The sequence below is a fragment of the Stomatobaculum sp. F0698 genome (genome assembly GCF_030644385.1).
Taxonomy (GTDB): domain Bacteria; phylum Bacillota; class Clostridia; order Lachnospirales; family Lachnospiraceae; genus Moryella.
Genome location: NZ_CP130060.1, coordinates 1,056,073 through 1,074,758 on the forward strand (window position 1 = coordinate 1,056,073; position 18,686 = coordinate 1,074,758).

Consider the following 18,686-nt stretch of genomic DNA (forward strand, 5'->3'; position numbering starts at 1 on the left):
GAATCCCCGCACGAAAAAGAGCGGGCAAGCACCCGCTCTTACGATTTTCAATTCGGCTGAGCCGCCGCACTCTCCGGCATGTCCGTATAGACCGGAATCCGGAAGGTATGCTTTTTCTGTTTGAGCTCCTCGGTATAAGCCTCGCCGAGCTTTCTGCCCTCTTCCGCAGCCGCCTGCACATTGGTCATGTATTGATGCTCGTAGCGTCCCTTCTCCGTCACATTGAATTTCTTCAGATAGAAGGTATCCTGCCCGCTCTTCAGATAGTTGTCACCGTAATACTTTGCGCCCCCGATGATGGCCTTCTCCGGCGTATTCCAAGGCTTTCCGTAAGTGACATCCACAAGGCTCGCCCACCAAAGACCGCGCTCGGTCGGGGTCTTATCGCCGTCCTGAAAAGCCTGAGCATTGAAATAGTTATAAAATCCCGGGTATTTCGGATTCTTTCCGCTGATCAGACCGCTGCCGCCCTTGCGTCCCTGCTCCTGAATCAACATCGCCGTTAACACATAGGGGTTCACGCCCGAACTGTTTGCCGCATCCATGATGGTGGAGATATAGTCAACACCGACCGGATTGGAGCCGCTGCCGTCACCCGATACCGTTCCGCCACCGCCGGAACCTCCGGACTGCGAAGTCGTGCTGTTCTGCGAAGTCGTGCTGTTCTGCGAAGCTCCGGTTGCACCGCGGCGAATGACACCCTGGATATCTGCCTCAATGCGCTGACTCTCTGCATCTCCCTCAACCGAGACATCGTACGGATGCACTTCTTCGAGTCGCGAAGTTTCCTGCACTTCTACAGCGACTTTCTCCGCCACAGCTTCCTCACCCTCGAATGTATCCGAAGGTTCGGCAACAGATGCTTCCGCGGCTGCAGGCTGTACTTCTCCGTAAGTTTGCTCCGACTCTGCAGCCGAAGACGACTCATCCGAAACAGTCTCGCCCTGCTCCTCTACGGATGCTGCAAGACGGTCGCGCGGTGCACCGGCAAGCACACCGATTGCACGCTCCTCCTGCTTTGTGCCGCTCTCTCCGCGCGTCGGCACGGCGGGTCTGTTTCCGTTTGCCGCGGCCTGACTCTGCTGTTCCTGCTCAGAGAGAGGCGCCTCTCCGACTTGCACGTTTTCGCTGTCCCGCGGAGTTCCCGGAGCCGCCCAAAGGACAGCGCTCGGACTCTTTCCGCTGGCGCCGGCGACTTTTGTCGCCTCCGAAATACCGCTGTCCGCGGAACTGCTCTGATTTTCGACCACAGAGCGACTTCCGACAACACTTGCACCGCTTTCGGTCAAGAAAGAATTTGCCGCCAGCATGCGAACCCCCTCCGCATTCTGACTTGCGGGATCATAGCCCTGGGTCTGAAACTGAAAAACGTAGCGACTGTCCAAAAAGTTTCTGGGATCCATGTAATACCCGATAATATCGGAATTCGCCGCAACCCAGGCACTCGTATCAAAGCCCTTCCAAGTATTGGTTGCAGCATTGTAGGCAGCCGCATCTTTCGACTTCCAACTGTCCTTGCTTGTGGTGTAAACCAGATTCCTGCCGAGTTTACTCTCCTCTCGCACCGCTTCCTGCCAGCTGAGCCCTGTCTGATGAGCTTTGAACTCCCAGTTCGGATACTTCGCGTGAAGTTCTCTCAGCTTCTGCTTGTAGGACTCCGGAAAGCCCTCTGCCGCCAGCTGCTGTTCAAACGCCGCATCGCTCTTCGTTGCGGCCATACTCTGTAAGACCTGTGTCGGTAAAAACGGCGTCAATAAGCTGAGTGCAAGAATTGCGGCCTGCGCAATCCGCTTTGCTCTTTTTCCGTTCACTGCGCTTTATTTCCCCCTTATATGTTAAAGCATGCAGAAAACTGCCGCGCCGAAGAAAACACTCCGGGGCGGCAGTCGTTTTCGTTACTCTCAATTACACCGGATATACACCGTTTGCCGTATCCGCCTTATTCATATCCACACCGCTCTGCTGCGCCTGTCGATACTTAAAGAAATCAAGCGCGACCTGCGGGAACAGAGCATACGAGAGGACATCCTCTTCCTGCTGCTTCCACGGTCCGACTTCTTCCTCGAACTTCGGGAGCTGCGGCGGAATCAAATCTGCGGGACGGCAGGTAATCGGCGTTTCATCGCCGATAATCTGCTTCTGGATCTCGGGATCCACCGGACGCACCGACTGACCGAACTCACCCATGACAAGCTTTCTGGACTCCTTCGGCACCATCTTGTAGCGCTGACGCATGAGGACATTCATCACGGCCTGAGTACCGACAATCTGAGACGACGGCGTAACCAGCGGCGGCTCGCCGAAGTCCTTGCGGACACGCGCAACTTCTTCGAGCACATCCGGAAGCAAATCTTCCTTGTGAGCCTCGGTGAGCTGCTTCAGGAGGTTACTGAGCATACCGCCCGGAACCTGATAGCGCAGCGTGTTGATGTTGACGCCGAGGAGCTTCGGGCTCAGAAGTCCGTTCGCAATGTACTTCTCGCGGATCTTGGTGAAGTACTTTGCAATCTCCGAGAGCTTTTCGATATCAAGTCCCGTGTCATACGGCGTTCCCTTTAAAGTCTGCACCAAAACCTCGGTTGCCGGCTGGCTGGTTCCGAGGGCAAGCGGCGAGATGGCCGTGTCAATAATATCCGCCCCTGCCTCGATTGCCTTCAGGAGTGTCATCGAAGCGACACCGGAGGTGTAGTGCGTGTGTATGTCTATCGGGAGCTTGGTCGACTCCTTGAGCGCCTTCACGAGGTCATACGCCTCATACGGTGTCAAAAGGCCGGACATGTCCTTGATGCAGATGGAATCCGCGCCCATATCCTCAATGCGCTTCGCCAGGCCGACCCAGTACTCAAGCGTATAGGCGTCGCCAAGTGTGTAAGAAAGAGCAATCTGTGCCTCTGCACCTTCCTTCTTGCACGCATTGACCGCTGTCTCCAGATTGCGAAGGTCATTCAGACAGTCAAAAATACGGAGGATGTCGATACCGTTTGCCACAGACTTCTGCACGAAGTACTCAACGACATCGTCCGCATAGTGGTTGTAACCCAGAATATTCTGGCCACGGAACAGCATCTGTAACTTCGTCTTCTTGAAACCCTGCTTCAAAAGGCGCAGTCTCTGCCACGGATCCTCATGCAGGAAACGAAGGCAGGAATCGAAGGTCGCTCCGCCCCAGCATTCAACCGAACGATAGCCGATCTCATCCATCTTATCGATGATGGGCAGCATTTCCTCAGTCGTCATTCTGGTTGCAAAGAGGGACTGGTGCGCATCGCGAAGCACGGTCTCACAAATTTGAACCGGTTTTTTCTTCTCGTTATTCATCTATATTCTCCTTGCGCTAGTCTCACGCGAAAGATAAGCATCCGGCCGACGAAACACCGGCTATCGCTCGCCGTCTGTGCACAACAAGACAGCGTTTGCCTTGTCATGCATTCAAACGGCATCCACGGAGTTAAGTATATCGCCTTTCGGACAATTCATGCCGCACTTATTTTACGCCGAAAATCGCCATAAAAGTTCCGGCAGCAACCGCCGTACCGATGACACCTGCGACGTTCGGTCCCATTGCGTGCATCAGAAGGAAGTTAGTCGGATCCGCCTCTGCACCTACCTTCTGGGATACGCGTGCGGACATCGGCACAGCCGAAACACCCGCCGAACCGATCAGCGGATTTACCTTTCCGCCTGTCAACTTGCACATCACTTTTCCGAGCAAAACACCTGCCGCGGTTCCGAAGGCAAAGGCCACAAGGCCAAGGAACACAATCTTCAGCGTGTCCGCCTTCAGGAAAGCTTCCGCGCTGGTCGTTGCACCGACAGAAGTGCCGAGCAGAATGACAACGATGTACATAAGCGCATTGCTCGCGGTATCGGTAAGCTGTCTCACAACACCGGACTCACGGAACAGGTTGCCGAGCATCAGCATTCCGATGAGCGGTGCCGTAGTCGGCAGAATCAGGCTCACAATCACGGTGACGACAATCGGGAACAGAATCTTCTCGAGTTTCGAGACCGGTCGAAGCTGAGCCATACGAACCTTGCGCTCTTTTTCCGTGGTCAGCGCGCGCATAATCGGCGGCTGGATAATCGGAACCAAGGACATGTAGGAGTAAGCCGCAACCGCAATTGCGCCGAGATACTCACTCTGCCCCATCTTACCGGCAAGGAAAATGGACGTCGGTCCGTCGGCACCGCCGATGATGGAAATCGCAGCCGCCGCCTTACCGTTGAAGCCGAGAAGCACCGCCAGCAGGTAAGCCGCATAAATTCCGAACTGCGCCGCTGCACCGAGCAAGAAGCTCATCGGGTTTGCAATCAGCGGACCGAAATCCGTCATCGCACCGACACCCATGAAGATGAGCGGAGGAAGAATACCCCACTCGTCAAGCTGATAGAAATAATGCAGGAGTCCGCCGCTTCCATCCGCGGACTTTGCCGGATCCAGCATAATATCAGGATAAATATTCACCAGAAGCATACCGAACGCAATCGGAACAAGGAGCAGAGGCTCAAAACCTTTCGCAATCGCGAGATAGAGAAAGGTGAGAGCCACCGCAATCATGATGAGGTTTCCGAATGTGATGGAGAAAAATGCGGACTGATGGATAAGATTGCTGAATGTATTGGTTAAATACGCCATCTTATTTTCTCTCCTCTTTGGGGCGCCTTAGGCGCCGCCCGCTTAATTCAAAGTTGCCAACACCTCGCCTGCCTCTACGGACTGATTCACGCTGACATTGATGCTTGCGATGGTGCCCGCTTCCGGAGCGACAATCTCGTTCTCCATCTTCATTGCCTCGAGAATCATGATGGTCTGACCTGCCTCAACGCTGTCACCGACCTTCTTCTCGACGCTCAGAATCTTACCCGGCATCGGGGACTCAACGGTGATGCTGCCTGCCGCGCCGCTCGGTGCTGCTGCCGGAGCCGGAGCCGGTGCGGGTGCTGCAACCGGAGCCGGTGCCGCGACCGGTGCAGGTGCCGCAACCGGAGCCGGAGCTGCAACCGGAGCTGCCGCCTGCTGGAATACCGGCGCTGCCGGAATGGTCACAACCGGAGCACCCTGTGCCGCAGCGGTGATCCCCTCTTCAACCTGCACAACATAGACCTGTCCGTTCACGGTGATGGTATAATTCTTCATTTTGATTTCCTCCTAAATTTGCGTATGTTTTTCAATGAAACTACTTCTGTAATGCAAGTTGTTAACGTCTTCTTCTCTTGCCGTTTCCGCGTCTTCTGAGCGACTTAACAACCAAGCCGTCCGGCCCCGGATCCTCACCCTCGGCCGCAAGTGCGGCTGCCGTCAAAACAGCAAGCGTCTGTGCGTCAATCTGCGGCTCTTCCGCCGCCGCCACCGCTGCCGCAAGCACCGCAACAGTCTCGGCGGAAACCGCGGTATTCGCAACATCCTCAACCACCGGCAATTCTTCCGGAGCGGAAATGCACTGCACCTGCGTTCCCTCTGGCACCTGTGCCGCCTTAACCTGCTCGGCACTGATACGCTTGGAGACATTCCGCGCGCTCTTCGGCATGCACTGAATCGCCGCGACCTTCTCCTGATACTCCTTCTCTTCCTTCTCAATCGCCTCTTTCCGACTCACCCACTCGTGGATATACTTGAAGCGGCTAATCAGAAAGGCAATGAAAATCAGCACCGCGAAGACAGTACCCATGCCGATAATCAAGTTGAGTCCCGCACTTTCGAATTTCTCCGTGAGTGTCTCTACCTTGTCAAAACTGAGCTCGGTGACATCTCCGCTCTCTACGTTATAGCCCATGTGCGCGATAATCTCACGCTCACCGCAGTGTGCCTTAACCGTCACCAAAATGTTTTTGTCGTCCACTTCCTTCGGATAGGCTTCATCCAAAGAAGTCATGGGACCGACACTTTCCCGTATGCTCTTCCAGCTCTTTAAGCCGTCCGCCATCTTTACTTCGCCGCGCGCCTCGAACTCGTCGATATAGTTCTGTAGGAGCGCCTCATCAAAGCTCATGATGGCACCGATATTCTTCTTGGCACCCTCCGTTGCGGAGTCCAGAACTCTCTGATCAATCTTCGCAAGTGCCGAGAACGGAATCATGAGTGCAAGCGAGAGGCAAAGTACCGCGGTGAGAAGAAACTGTTTTATTCTCTGCTTCATCCCGATACCCCGCTCAAACCGTGCCATGTTTCTTGGCCGGAATTTCCTCATTCTTTGTGAAGAGCATCTCAAATGCTGCAATTACGCGCTTTCTCGTGGTCTCGGGCGCAATGATATCGTCGACATAGCCGCGCTTTGCCGCGCTGAGCGCCGAGCCCTGCTTCTCCAAGTAAAGAGCCTTCTTTTCCTCAAAGAAAGCAGCCTTGTTCTCAGCCTTCTCGAGCTCTGCCGCATAGAGAATCTTGACCGCATCTCCCGCGTCAAGCAGTGCAAGCTCTGCGTTCGGCCAAGCATATACAATGTCTGTGACCGCTCGCGGTCCGAAGACATTTGCAAGCATGCCGTGCGCCGTACCGTTCAGCACAGTCACCTTCGGTACCGTCGCCTCTGCATAGGCATTAATCAGCGCAGCAACCGCCTGCGGAAGACGTCTTTCGTTGCAGAGTGTCTTTTCAAAGCCCTTGCTGTTCACCAGCGTGAGCATCGGAATGCTGAACGCATCGCAGAACTTTGCAAAGCGTGCCGCCTTCTCGACGCCGCGGAAACAGACTTCACCGGAAGCAGCTGCGATTGCACCGACCGTGCAACCGTTCAAACGAACGAAAGCCGTGTTCACCGAGCAACCATAATGCTGTCCGGGCTCGCAGACAAAGCCGTCATCCGAAATAGCACGTAACACGCCTGCGCCGGAAGCCTGCACAACTTCCGGAACCAGACGGTTCAGGCTGTCCTCACAGTCACCGTAGGTATCATCGTCATCGTTGCTGGACGGCAGAATACCCACCAATGCACGGATGCCCGCCGCGATTTCCTCCTGCGTGCCGACAAAGTCCGCCGTACCGCTCTCCTCGCTGCGGAATTCCGCCGATGCGGTATCCAGTTCCGCCTCTGTGTTGCCGGAGATTGCGTTCGGCGCATGGAAGAAGAGCTTGGCGTCCTTTTCCATGAAGGTAAAGTCTGCAAGCGCCGCGCTGACCGCAAGGCTTCCGCCGCAGAGACCGTATACCGCCTGAATCTGCGGCACAACACCGCTCGCGAGTGCCTGTTCACGGTAGAGCGCACCGAATGCAAACAGTGCATCCGTTGCTTCTGCCAGTCTCACACCCGCACAGTCAATGAGTCCAATGACCGGTGCTCCCATTTTGACTGCGAATGCATACAGCCGTCGAATCTTTTTCGCGTGCATCTCACCCACGGAGCCGCCGAAAATCTCGGGGTCCTGTGCGTAGATGTACACGAGTTTGCCGTCGATGGTTCCGTAACCGGTCACGACGCCGTCCGACGATGCTTCCTCAGAAGCTGCGCCGAAGTCTGTACTCCGCGCCGTCACATAAGCGCCGAGCTCCACGAAACTGTCCTGATCCAGTATCTCGCGGATTCTCCGGGCCGCCGTCGAATCATTGATATGACTCATATTGCAACCTCCGTTATACAATTTTAGCCGATTGTCATCGTACATATTTTAGAAGTTTTGCATAAAAAAAGCAAGTACTTCGGCGCTTCTGAAGTACTTGCCTTTTTCGATATCTGCTATCGTTCTGCGGAAGATGTAGCACTTTTTTCGAGGCTCATTCCCACGCTTTGTACTTTCCCGTAAATCCGACTTCTCCTGTCTTCGGAAGGCGGCGCTTTCTCTTCTTGTCGCCGCTTGTCTGCTTCTTTCTGCGGCTGCCGCTTCCGCTGTCAAGCTTTTCGCTCTTCTTGCTGTCCGCAGAGCGCTTGTTCGGATCCGTGTTTTGCGGCTTGTCCGTCGCATCGGAATCGCCGCTCTGTGTCGGCGTGGTCGCAATGTTAGTGCTCGGCGTCGGCGCGATGTTGCTGCCTCTGCCGTTGCCGTGGCTGCTGCTTCCTCTGCCGCTGCCGCCGCGACTTCCGCCTCCACCGCCGCCGCTTCCGCCGGACGTGTTGTCGCTGTCGGAGTCGTCGTACATCGCAAAGAGCGTAATGTCGTCGTAGACCGGCTGACTAAAGTCGTAAGGCTGTCCGTCCAAATACCAGCCGATGAACTTACCGTAGCTTCTCACCGGCTTTCGAATCGGTTCACTCGCCGTCAGGCCCTCGCGCACGGTCTGGCTCTCGAAGGGTCTCCAAGCGCCGTTGCCGTCAAAGCTCACGATATAGTTCGGCTTCTCGAACTCGTTCGTAAAGACCGCCTCCGTCACTACCTGGCCTCTCTTCTCCATGGTCCGGGTCGCATTGAGGACAGAACCGCTCTGCGTGACCACATAGGTCACGGTCACCGGATCCGGATCGAAGCTGAAACCGCGTCTGCCGATCGGCAGCTCGGAGATTTCGTAAACGTAGGTGCCCGGCAAACGGAAGGTGATGTCTCCGAATTCGCCCTCTCCCGCACCCGCAATGACAAGCTGCATTTCTTGACTTCCGCCCGCCGCAAGCGGCATCGGGAGTACCCCTGCTGCCTCCGGTGCGGTCGTACTGACTGCACGGAGCAAGAAGGTGAAGTTACCGGCATTGTGCGGCACCGCACCGGTAATCACTTTCTTGACCGGCGGGTCGTGAAGAACTGCGGGGCTCGCAGGGTTCCAGACCGCATAGAGGGTCACGGTCACGCCGTCCGAAGTCGTGAGATTCGTGACCGGCTGCCCATCCGCATAGTCAGGCGTCGTTCCGCCCGACGTGCGGCTCCAGCCGCCGAAGGTATAGCCCGGTCTCGCGTACTGATTCGGCGGAAGCGGGTTCGTATCTCCGCCGCCGAAGTGCGAATCCGTCATGCTGCCGACGGAATGCGACGTGCCGGAATCATAGCGCACCGTATAGCGCTTTTGGCGGTAGACCGCGTGCACCGTGAGATCTCCTGTCAGCGGCTCGTCAAAGTTATAGCTCGAGCCGTCCGGCTTTGCCCAGTGATCAAAGACATAATTCGTCTTGTTGTCCGGGCGCGCGGGTTCGGTCGGCGTGCTGCCGTGAACCGCATTTGTATCCTGCGTGATAATCGCGTTCTGATGCCCCGGATCCGCATCCGGTGCATCCAGCACCGTCACGGTGTAGTGGCGCATGTTCCAGCTTGCGCTGAGCATGAGGTCACCGGTCACCGGCGTCGTAAAGTTTGCCGGGCTTCCGTCCGGGTTCTGCCAGCCGCCAAAGTCAAAGCCCGGGCGGGATCCCGCCGGAGAGCCGCCTACTGTGGGAGGCGCAACGACCGGGTCGCCGTAGACAATGACCTGCGGTGCCGGGGTAACGCTGCCGCCGTTTGCGTTAAAGCTCACGGTATAGCGCGGCAGGAGGTAATCGTTCGTAAACTTCGGCTCTGTCGCCGTTGTGTAGGCAACCGGTGCCGAAAAGGCACCTCCTGCTGTCTGCTTCTCAATTGTCACACTGCCGTTCATCACCGTTCCGGCCTGCGTGATGTGGTAGGTAATGCGATACACGGCGCTATCGTACGTGTAGCTTCCCTGCGCCGCAGCCGGGGTACCCGGCGTGGTAGCAGATCCTTGGAGCTCTCTGAGCTCGTAGACATAGTCACCCGCAAAGAGGAAACGCAAAGAACCGATCGGGAGGGCACCCGCACCCACTCGGTTTACCGTGAAGGTCTGCGCGCCGTGTGCCGCTGTCGGCATGGGCAGGGTGCTCATGCCGGGAACCGTCGTGCTGACTGCCTTGAACTCAAAGTTAAAGGTCTCCGCTGCGAGCGGGGTCGTTTCACCGGTCGCAAGCGTCCGGTTTGCCTCGCCGCCCAGTATCTTTGTGAGCGCCGGATCATGGTCAAACGGCGTCACGGCTGTCCAGAGCGCATAGAGGCGCACGGTTCCGCCGTTGGTTGCAGTCAGGTTGTTGACCGAGACGCCGTCATAATAAGCCGGTGTAGTCGCTGTCGGACTTGTGCCCCAGCCCATGAACTGATAGCCCGGGCGGTCAAACTGATTCGGTGTGAGGTTCTGTGCCGTGTCGTAAGTCATGCTGAGGTTCGGCATGCTTCCGTTCACCGTAGCACCGCCTGCGTTCGGCTCAAATACTACCGTATACGTATTCGGTGCATAAACCGCATGTACCGTTGTGTCGCCGGTTACCGGAGAACCGAAGGTATAAGCCGTGTTGTTCTGATCCTCCCAGTGATCGAAGTGGTAGCCGGTCTTGTTGTCCGGTAAGGTCGGCGCCGTGAGCGAAGTCGACCCGTGCGGCACATTGTTGTGCTGTGCAAGTTGCGCATTCTGATGACCGGTGTCCGCATCCGGCGCATCCTGCACCGTCACGGTGTAGCGGTTAATCTCCCACTTCGCATGCAAAGTTGTGTTCGCATGAATCGGCGTCGAGCCAAACGGGAACTGCGTTCCCGCCGCATCCGTCCAGTAGAGGAAGTGGTAGCCCGTCTTCTCTCCCGCCGGGGAGGTCGGGGTGCCCGCTGCATTGTTCACGACCGGCGGCACGCTTGCATAGTCGCCGTAGCGCACGCTCTCGTTTGCCGGGGTATGGCTGCCGCCCTCTGCGTCATACTGCACCGTAAGACGCGGCAAGGTGTAGCGGTTCTCAAACTGCAGTTCGGTCGCCGCTGTGCTCGCACCGCCGCTCTGCTTCGTGATACTTCTCGTCACCGTGAGGGAATTTCCCGTTCCTGCGCCGAGCGCTCCCGCGCTCTGGGTCACCGTAAAGGTAATCGTGTAGACAGCGGGATCGTAGCTGTAGTACTGCGCGGAGCCTGCGGTCTCCTTGAGGGTATAGACATAGGTGCCCGGGTAGCTGAAGGTAAAGAGACCCGCCGGGAAGTTTGCAACCGCGGCCGCTCCTGCGGTCGCCGCTGCGCTGCCCGCTGCCGGAACCTGCAGCTGCGCGCTCGGAAGCGCATAGCCCATGGTTCCCGCACCCGGGGTCACCGTGATACCCGAAGCGGCTCCGCCGCCCGGCACGACCGGAAGCACTGCCGTTGTACCTGTCGGGGTCGTGACGGACTGTAAGACAAAGCGGAAGGTATCCGGCACCAGCGGTGCGGTCTCGCCGCCCTGCAGAGAACCGAAGTCTCCGAAGAGGAACTTACTCACGTCGAAGCTGTCGCTGACCGGGGTGACCGGCTGCCAGATCGCATAGAGCGTCACCGTTCCGTTGTTCTGCGTTGTGAGATTCAGCACGTTGTCACCGTCATTTAGGTCAACCGTCGTGCCGCCCGCCGTGCGGCTCCAGCCCGCAAAGTAGTAGCCGGGGTTCGTATATCCGTTTGTTGTCAGTGCGCGCGTTTGGTCATAGACATGGGTGGAATCCGCCGTCGATCCGCTTGCGCTTGCCGCATTTTTATCGTACTTCACCGTGTATGCATTCGGCGCATAGACCGCACGGACGGTCAGCGGTCCCGTGACCGGGTTTCCGAAGGTGAAGGTACTGTGATCCGCGTCGTTCTCCCAGTGGTCAAAGTGGTAGCCCGTCTTATTCTCCGGTGCGGTCGGCGCATTCAGCACCGTGCCGTGAGCCATGGGCGCACCGCCGTTGTCGAAGATGACCTCATTCGCATGCGGTGCATCTGCCGTTGCGGCATCCAGCACCTTGACCGGGTAGGTATTGATCTCCCAGACCGCTGTCAGGGTGAAGTTCGCGCGCACCGAGCTGTTCACGAACTGGAACTGGGTTCCGTCCGCTGCCTTCCAGTGCTTAAAGTGATAGCCGTGGCGCTCTCCCGCCGGGGAGGTCGCGACGCCTGCCGCATTGTTCTGTACCGGCGGCTCTGTCACGCGGTCGCCGTAGCGATGCGTCTGTGCCGGGGGCGTAAAGCTGCCCTGATCCGGATCGAAGCTAACCGTGTAGCGCGGCAGCTGATAGGTATTTTCAAAGCTTGCCGTCTGGACATTCACACTTGAACCGGTCGCATCAGTGTAAGAAATGGTTCTCGCAGCGCTCAGCGCATTGCCGAGACCGCTGCCACTCTGTGTCACCACATAGGTAATCGTGTAGACGCGAGCATTGTAACCGTAGTACTGTGCGCTGCCCGCCTCTTCCTTGAGGGTATAGACATAGGTACCGGGCATCGTGAAGTTGAAGGTTCCGCTCGGGAAGGTAGCGCCTGCCGTCGCATTCTCGGTCAAGACCGGGGAACCCGGGGTAATCAGCGAGAGGTCTGCGCTTGAGAGCGTATACTTCACCACCGGGTTCTGACCAGGGGTCTCGTCGCGGGAACTCTCCTTCGCGGAGCCGGTCGGCATGGGTTCTGCCGTGACATTTGCGGCCGTAAAGGAAGTGCCGGTCAAGGTAAACTTAAAGTTCTCCGTAAGAAGCGGGGCACTCTGGCCGTCCGGAAGGAGGCCGTAGTCACCCTTTAAGAGTTTCTCGATGTTAAAGCTGTCCGTCGCCGGGATCACCGGTCTCCAGACTGCGTAAAGCGTTACGTCAGCGTCAATCTTGCCGGTCTTAATCGCAGCGCCTGCCGCATACGCGGTGCCCGTGCCGTCCGGCTTCGTGTTCCAGCCGTCGAAGTAGTAGCCCGCGCGCGTGAGCTGGGTATCCACGCCCGCCGTTCCCGCGGAACTCTTCGCCGTCGTCTCATCCGTGTGTGCATCCGCACCGGCAGCCGTCGTAGACGGGTAAAGCTGCTCGCCGTTTGCGGAAATGCTGCCGCTGTCCGCGCCGTTGCTGTCGTACTTCACATCGGCCCATACCGTGACTTTTACATCCTTGGTAATCAGTTCTCCGTAACCGTCGTCCGTTGTGAGTCGCACAGTTGTGATACCTGTCTTCTGCGGCGCCAATGTGCCGCTCACCGCGCCGCTGCCGGTTGCTGACACGAGGTCTGTCGGCGCACCGGTCGCGATTCCGTAGTTGACGACAGGATTCGTCGGATCCACCGGACTCAGAAGACTCGGCGTCACGGTCGTCGCGCTGTCCCCGACATGCAGCACCTGGTCCGCAAGGTCAAGCTGCGGCACGTTATAGAAACCCGCGTTCACGTTGGGGAGGTTATATCTGCCTGCCGGGACATCTGCCGTGACGGTCACCGCAGCGAGATTGGTATTCCGGTCAAAGCGGGAATTGATACTCTGATCGGTTCCCTGGTCTTTCTTGACGAGTTTCCGGAGCGGTGTCAATAGCGAGCTGTCCGCCTGTACAACCCAGTTGCCCTCGTGCGGCACATTGAGCTTATAGTAACCGCTCCCGTTGGTCGCTGTTACCAGTGTCTGGTTATTATCGCTTCGAAGCACATCGGTCACACCGTCCGCTTCGAGCAGTTTCATCCGGACGGTGGCAAGTCGCGCCTCTGTCCCCGCGTCATACAAAGAATTGAAGTTTGCGTCCTGGAAGGCATATCCGTCCAGTGTCAGGTCTGTGAGCAGAAATTCGAGCTTATTGCTCGCCTGTCCGTCCACACCGTAGAAAGGCGTGGGATTGGTGCCCATACGGAAGTTTCCGTATGCGACGATTGCATCGAGCTGATTCATCACCTTGTTCTTTCGCTCATGCAACCGATATTGCAAAGTGATGGAGGCCTTTCTGCCCGCCGGCATGTTGCTCACGTTCAACTTGACCATGGTAATGTCAGCGTCTGCGGGCTTGGTCGTACTCCAAGAAGCAGCCTTGGCACTCGTGTATCCGTTCGCAGCAGGGTTCGAGTCCGTCGTATAAGAGACTGTATAATTCAGCCCTGCGAGCGTCGAGGTGTCGATGCCATAGTAGTCCATCGAGAACTGCGCAACCGGGGTGGTCTGCGTAACGCCGCCGCTCTGATAGCTGTACTGCTCGCCCGCCTTCGGCACCGGGATATAGATTTCCCAGTCGTTGGTCGGATTTGTGTCATCGCTGGTCAGAAAGACCTTTGCGTTAAAAATGTTCGGATTGTTGTTCAGGTCTCTGCTCTGAACACGGGTCGAACTCTCCTGGAAGGGCTTGTTTGCCTGCGCGAGGGCAAGCAGACCAAGCGCGGTCACTTGATTAATCTTGTGCGTTGTATTGTTCGGCGCATAGAGCATCTCTGCCTCGTTTGCGCTCGCGCCTGCCTTTGCAGCGGTCGCATTTCCGAACTGCGCACCGCGTGGCGCATCCTGCACCAACTGATTGTTGTCGTTTGTGGTCTCGACATCCACCCCCTGTGCGTTGCCGCCGTTGCCGTCACGGTTGGCATCAAACTTGGTGTCGAGCCAGACACCCGGCACCGGTTTCAGAACCACCGGGTCTGCAGAGTAGTCCGCCTGGAGCTTAAATCTGACATTGTAGTTCCAACCGTACATACCGGACGCAAAATTTTGATTCGGAAGTCCGAGTTCACTCTCCGGCGACTGATCGGTCGTAACGACGAGTACACCGTAATCCGTATGGCCGGACTGACCTGCCCCGGTGCCCGCCGGGATAAAGTTGGCCCCGATACCGTGAACCACGTTCCAGCCGGCTCCGCTGCCGGAAGGATTGGTGCTGTAAGCCTGTACCTCCGCACTGTTGTCAACATAGGTAAAGCTCTTATCGATTTTAAAATAATAGGTCGGGCGAGCTTTGAGCCCTTTTGCTGTGACCAGATTTCTCGTGTTCGCATTCGGCGCAAAGGGCAGGCGTCCGCTTACCGTGAGCTCGCGTCCCTGATAGGTATTTGTGCTTCCGTAGCCGAGTTGGTTTAACAGATACGGCACTTCCACCCGCTGTGAAGCAATGCGATTGCTCGCTCCTTCGGTTGCAAAGTGACTGAGATCTGTGGTCAAATCATCGCCGTAAATGTTCTCATAGTGAAGCTTCGCCTTGACCGTCAGTTTGTCGTACTTCGGATTACTGTCTTTCTCACTCAGTGAGCCGACTGCAATTGTAGTGCCCGGATAATACTTCGGTATATCCTGCTCAACCAGGGAAAGACCAACACTGGGCAGCGCACCGTTTCCTCCGGTGTTGCTGTAATCCTCCATTTTTGCATAATTACTGCCCCAGTTCCGCTCATTTGGAAAACTGACTTTGAGAGCTGTAATGTAAGGCCCGTTTTTCACGTCGATGCCCGGAATGACATAGTGAATGCGACCTTTTCGACCGGAGTTAAAGATGTTTGAGTAAAATGCGGTATCTTCGATGTGCTTCACGCTTCCGTCCGAGAGCGTTGCATCTAACACGAAGTCCTGGTAAGTTTTGGGCGCATGAATCTCAAAGCTGATTGCATTCACCAGCGAAAGCAGCTTTGAGCTACTGCCTGCAAAATCGAGGCTTGCATTCTGATAGGAAATTTGCGGGGCGCTGATTCCCGTATTATCCACCTGAATCTGTGTGAGCTCCAGTTCCCGTAAACCCGGAATGGGGCCGGCACTTCCCGTTCCTTGACCGATGGCATTGATGATATAGCGGCTGCGGTCCAGGTAGGTGGTCAGTGTCGGATTAATGAACTGCTCGCCAAGGTGAACTTTGTCACTCTGAGACCAGGGATTCACATAGTAGTCTTGATCCAGTATCGAAATTCCCTTGGCACTGCTGCCAACCACTAAAGTCGCCGATTTTCCGTTCGATTTCTTTGCGGCACCGTGCGAGTTGCTGATGCCGTGAATCGTGCTATCCTGGGCCGGATTATGATCCACCTGCTCACTCTTATAATCGCTGTAGAGGCAATACAACATACTCGTAAACGGCAGCGCTTTCGGTAAATCCGCAGCACCGCCGGATCCTACCGCAGCATCGTAGTTCAAATGTCCCGGATACACTTTTTGTGTGAAAAAGTTGTACTGCCTGTATCCGTTGACATTATTGCTTCGAAAGGAGTTGACCTGATCCGCAGCGAGAACCACCCTCGTCGCATAAGGCGTACCGAGCGCCTGACAAATTGCATTTAAATCATAAACTTTGCCGCTAAAGGTACCGTAGTCATTTGAAGTGGAAAAGACGCTCTCCGCCGTATCCGAATACTTCGAGATTCCGTCTTTCAGGTAGGCGGGAAGTTCCGGATTTATGCCGACCTGCTGCAAATCATGATAAGTACCGGCATCGTCCCAAACGCCGAGCAGGCGGAGGTCTGACTTCTCGAGATATTCCGTCAGCGTAATGGCATCACCCGCAAGTTCAACGACAACCGGATTATAGTTCGGCTGGCCAAAGGCAACCGCAGCTCCGTTTGTGTCTACATTGTAGTCCATGGTATTCGGATTTTTAACGATGCGGAAAGCGCCGAACATATTGATCTCCGGATGACGATTCACTTCCATTGTTCCGCCGTTAACACTCTGCACCCAAATATTATCATCGAGATGCCGAGTTTTCACCTTGAACTCCTTTGTAAAAGGCTGACCTCCGTTCTCGGCGAGAATCTGCTTCGATGCAACTTTACGCACTACCTTTGCCTCATAGTTGTCCGGAATATCCGTTCCGTCCGAGAGACGGTGATGATAGGCGCGCAGCTTGAATGTGAACCAATTCTTGTTCAATCCTGCGAACGGGAAATTCGCGTTGAAGTACGCGTAACTGCCGCGCTGGTTATATTCGTACTCTTTTTTGAACACCTCAACGCGGGCAATGTACTTCTTGTTTCCCGGCAGATTCGCATCGGCAAAGGTATAGTCTGTCATACCGGTACCATCAATAACCGTCTCCGTTACCGTCTGTCCGTCGTAACTGATAGACTGCGGTGTATAGTTCGGATAGACATCACCCGGAACCAGGGTTCGAATTTCTACCTGTCCGGTCTGTGCATCCTTTACATAGAGTCGATAGCCGAGCCCGTATTCCGGTGCCAGTCCGAGCTGGTTTAACCAGACCGGTGAGAGTGCCTCCTCGAAATCATAGCTAATAGAGAGATCATCCTGAATCTGAAAGGTGTTGCTGTCATCATCAAAGCGGAAACCGGATTTGACCTCTTCCGAATCGGTATACTCCGGTGAAGTCGCACTGTATTGGGGCACGGCATCCAAGCTATATCTCAAATAATCCCCGCCATGGGTCAGGTCAAAATAGTCGACTGCCGTCTTAATGCGTACAGGATCTGTTCCCTGTACAAAGTGAAAGTGCAGCGGTGTTCCGCTGTCCTGCTTGGTGGCACCGTAGGATGTATTATCCGCATATTCAATCGTCGATCCGGTCGCTGCCGTGTAATCCGTGTTCGTCCAGTCTCCCTGATAAAGACGATTGTAGTGCACCAGCGGATAATACTTGACATGGAACGTACCCGGTTTCCGGAAAATATCAATATAGCTTAAGCCCGAACCCGGGACAGCCTCCTGAAAATTTCCGCTCGTCATACGGGAATAGAGGGAACGCAAATCAACCACAACATCCCGATTTCCCGGTGTCGGCGGATCCTGAAAGATACTGATTCTATTCCATTCAAGTTGGTATCCGTCATCCGTCACATAGGTCCAGGCAGCGGTTCCGCCCTGTTCAAAGAGCGTCCCCTCTTCCGGCAGAACCATGTGGATGGTCGCTTTTTCTCCAAGATAGCCTTCTGTCTTATGCACCTTAAATTCAAGTGCCTTGCGCGGAAAGTTCGGATTCGTACCGCCGAAACCATAGGTAATCCAGCCCCCCATGCCGAGCGAAGCCAAGGCATCTTCCGTCGCCGAAGTTTCACGGTCCGTCATGGAAATCATACGGCGTCCCACCGGAGTGCCTGCGGGACTTCCCGCATTCACATTAACCACACCCGCTACTTCCCCCGGCATAAATGTATAGCTGTCAGAGGGATTGCTAAAGGTCATCGTCGGATTTGACGCAGAGGTATTGAATACAAGTGCGGTCGTCTTGTCGTGATCCCCGCTATCCAGTGTATAAAGGGTCGGCGGTGCGGCGGGATTGGTCGATCCGTAGTTATTAATGAGGCGCATACGAATCGGCAGTTCGCCTTGACTCAGCGGAAGATCCTTAATCAGGCGACTCGGATCCTGCACGAGGGTGATCTGTCCGCTCACGCTGGCAGTCGTCGGATCAGGCTTTGCGGTAAGTATCCAACTACCGTCCGCAAGGCGACGCGAAGAGAAATTGACACCGGTAAGGCTCGGCGTACCGCTCAGATCGAGACCGGCCGGAATCCAGAGTTCCATAACCAGGTTATTTCGAACCGTATCCGAAATCTCACTCGGACGGAAGGCAAACTGCACGCTGAAGGTTCTGGAATTATACTTTCCGATGACAAAGTCGGAAGGCGTATGAAACACCGCGTTTGCGGGATCGAGTTTCAAATAGTTATTTCCGGGCGTGATTGTCCCGTCTTCGACCGCGCCCGTCCAGGGCGTATAACCGCCGGACGCCTGTCGGAAGGCGACATAGGGCGTGGCGAGCGGCAATGCATTGCTGATTGTCGCATTGGAGCCCGAGGCGCGAAATGCACGCGGAGATATGCCCGCGGCAAGCAGAGGTCTGTCATCAAGCAGTTCTGCATCCTCGGTATAGTCCTCGTCTTCCTCCTCATCCTCGCTACTGACAAGCGGGATGTAATTATCCCGCCCCGCAGCAGCCAAAGCAGAAAGCGGCAATGCCTCAAAGATGAGTATCATTGCGACCAAAAGTGCGAGTGCCCGCTTCCAATACTTCCAAGCTCTCTCCCTCATACATTCCTCCCGTTTTGGAGCGCCCCTTGATATCTGCATTTGTTATCTGATAAATTCGCGGCGCAATTACGCGATATTAAGCCAATTTTAACTTTTATTCGGTTAATATTCAAGTATAACC

At 55.7% G+C, this 18,686-nt stretch carries 7 protein-coding genes; all 7 read right to left on the reverse strand.

The features are described 5' to 3' along the window. Positions 1-47 precede the first annotated feature (47 nt). The 7 genes from QU660_RS04945 to QU660_RS04975 all read right to left on the reverse strand — a co-directional run bounded on the left by QU660_RS04945 (position 48) and on the right by QU660_RS04975 (position 18,565). Positions 48-1,811, reverse strand: a complete 1,764-nt coding sequence (locus tag QU660_RS04945; protein WP_304947201.1) for a hypothetical protein — start codon at positions 1,809-1,811, stop codon at positions 48-50. A gap of 94 nt (positions 1,812-1,905) precedes the next feature. After that, positions 1,906-3,318: an oxaloacetate decarboxylase subunit alpha gene (locus tag QU660_RS04950; protein ID WP_304947202.1), complete on the reverse strand. Its 1,413-nt coding sequence runs from the start codon at positions 3,316-3,318 to the stop codon at positions 1,906-1,908. Between the two features lie 166 nt (positions 3,319-3,484). Further along, positions 3,485-4,636 (reverse strand): sodium ion-translocating decarboxylase subunit beta, encoded by a 1,152-nt coding sequence (locus tag QU660_RS04955; RefSeq protein ID WP_304947203.1) that lies wholly within the window; start codon positions 4,634-4,636, stop codon positions 3,485-3,487. 42 nt (positions 4,637-4,678) lie between these two features. Further along, positions 4,679-5,137 carry a biotin/lipoyl-containing protein gene (locus QU660_RS04960; RefSeq protein WP_304947204.1) on the reverse strand — a complete coding sequence of 153 codons (459 nt, stop codon included), beginning with the start codon at positions 5,135-5,137 and terminating at the stop codon, positions 4,679-4,681. A gap of 61 nt (positions 5,138-5,198) precedes the next feature. After that, positions 5,199-6,137: an OadG family protein gene (locus tag QU660_RS04965; RefSeq protein WP_304947205.1), complete on the reverse strand. Its 939-nt coding sequence runs from the start codon at positions 6,135-6,137 to the stop codon at positions 5,199-5,201. A gap of 13 nt (positions 6,138-6,150) precedes the next feature. Further along, positions 6,151-7,551 (reverse strand): carboxyl transferase domain-containing protein, encoded by a 1,401-nt coding sequence (locus tag QU660_RS04970; protein WP_304947206.1) that lies wholly within the window; start codon positions 7,549-7,551, stop codon positions 6,151-6,153. A 154-nt stretch (positions 7,552-7,705) separates the two neighbouring features. Further along, positions 7,706-18,565: an InlB B-repeat-containing protein gene (locus QU660_RS04975; RefSeq protein WP_304947207.1), complete on the reverse strand. Its 10,860-nt coding sequence runs from the start codon at positions 18,563-18,565 to the stop codon at positions 7,706-7,708. Positions 18,566-18,686 lie beyond the last annotated feature (121 nt).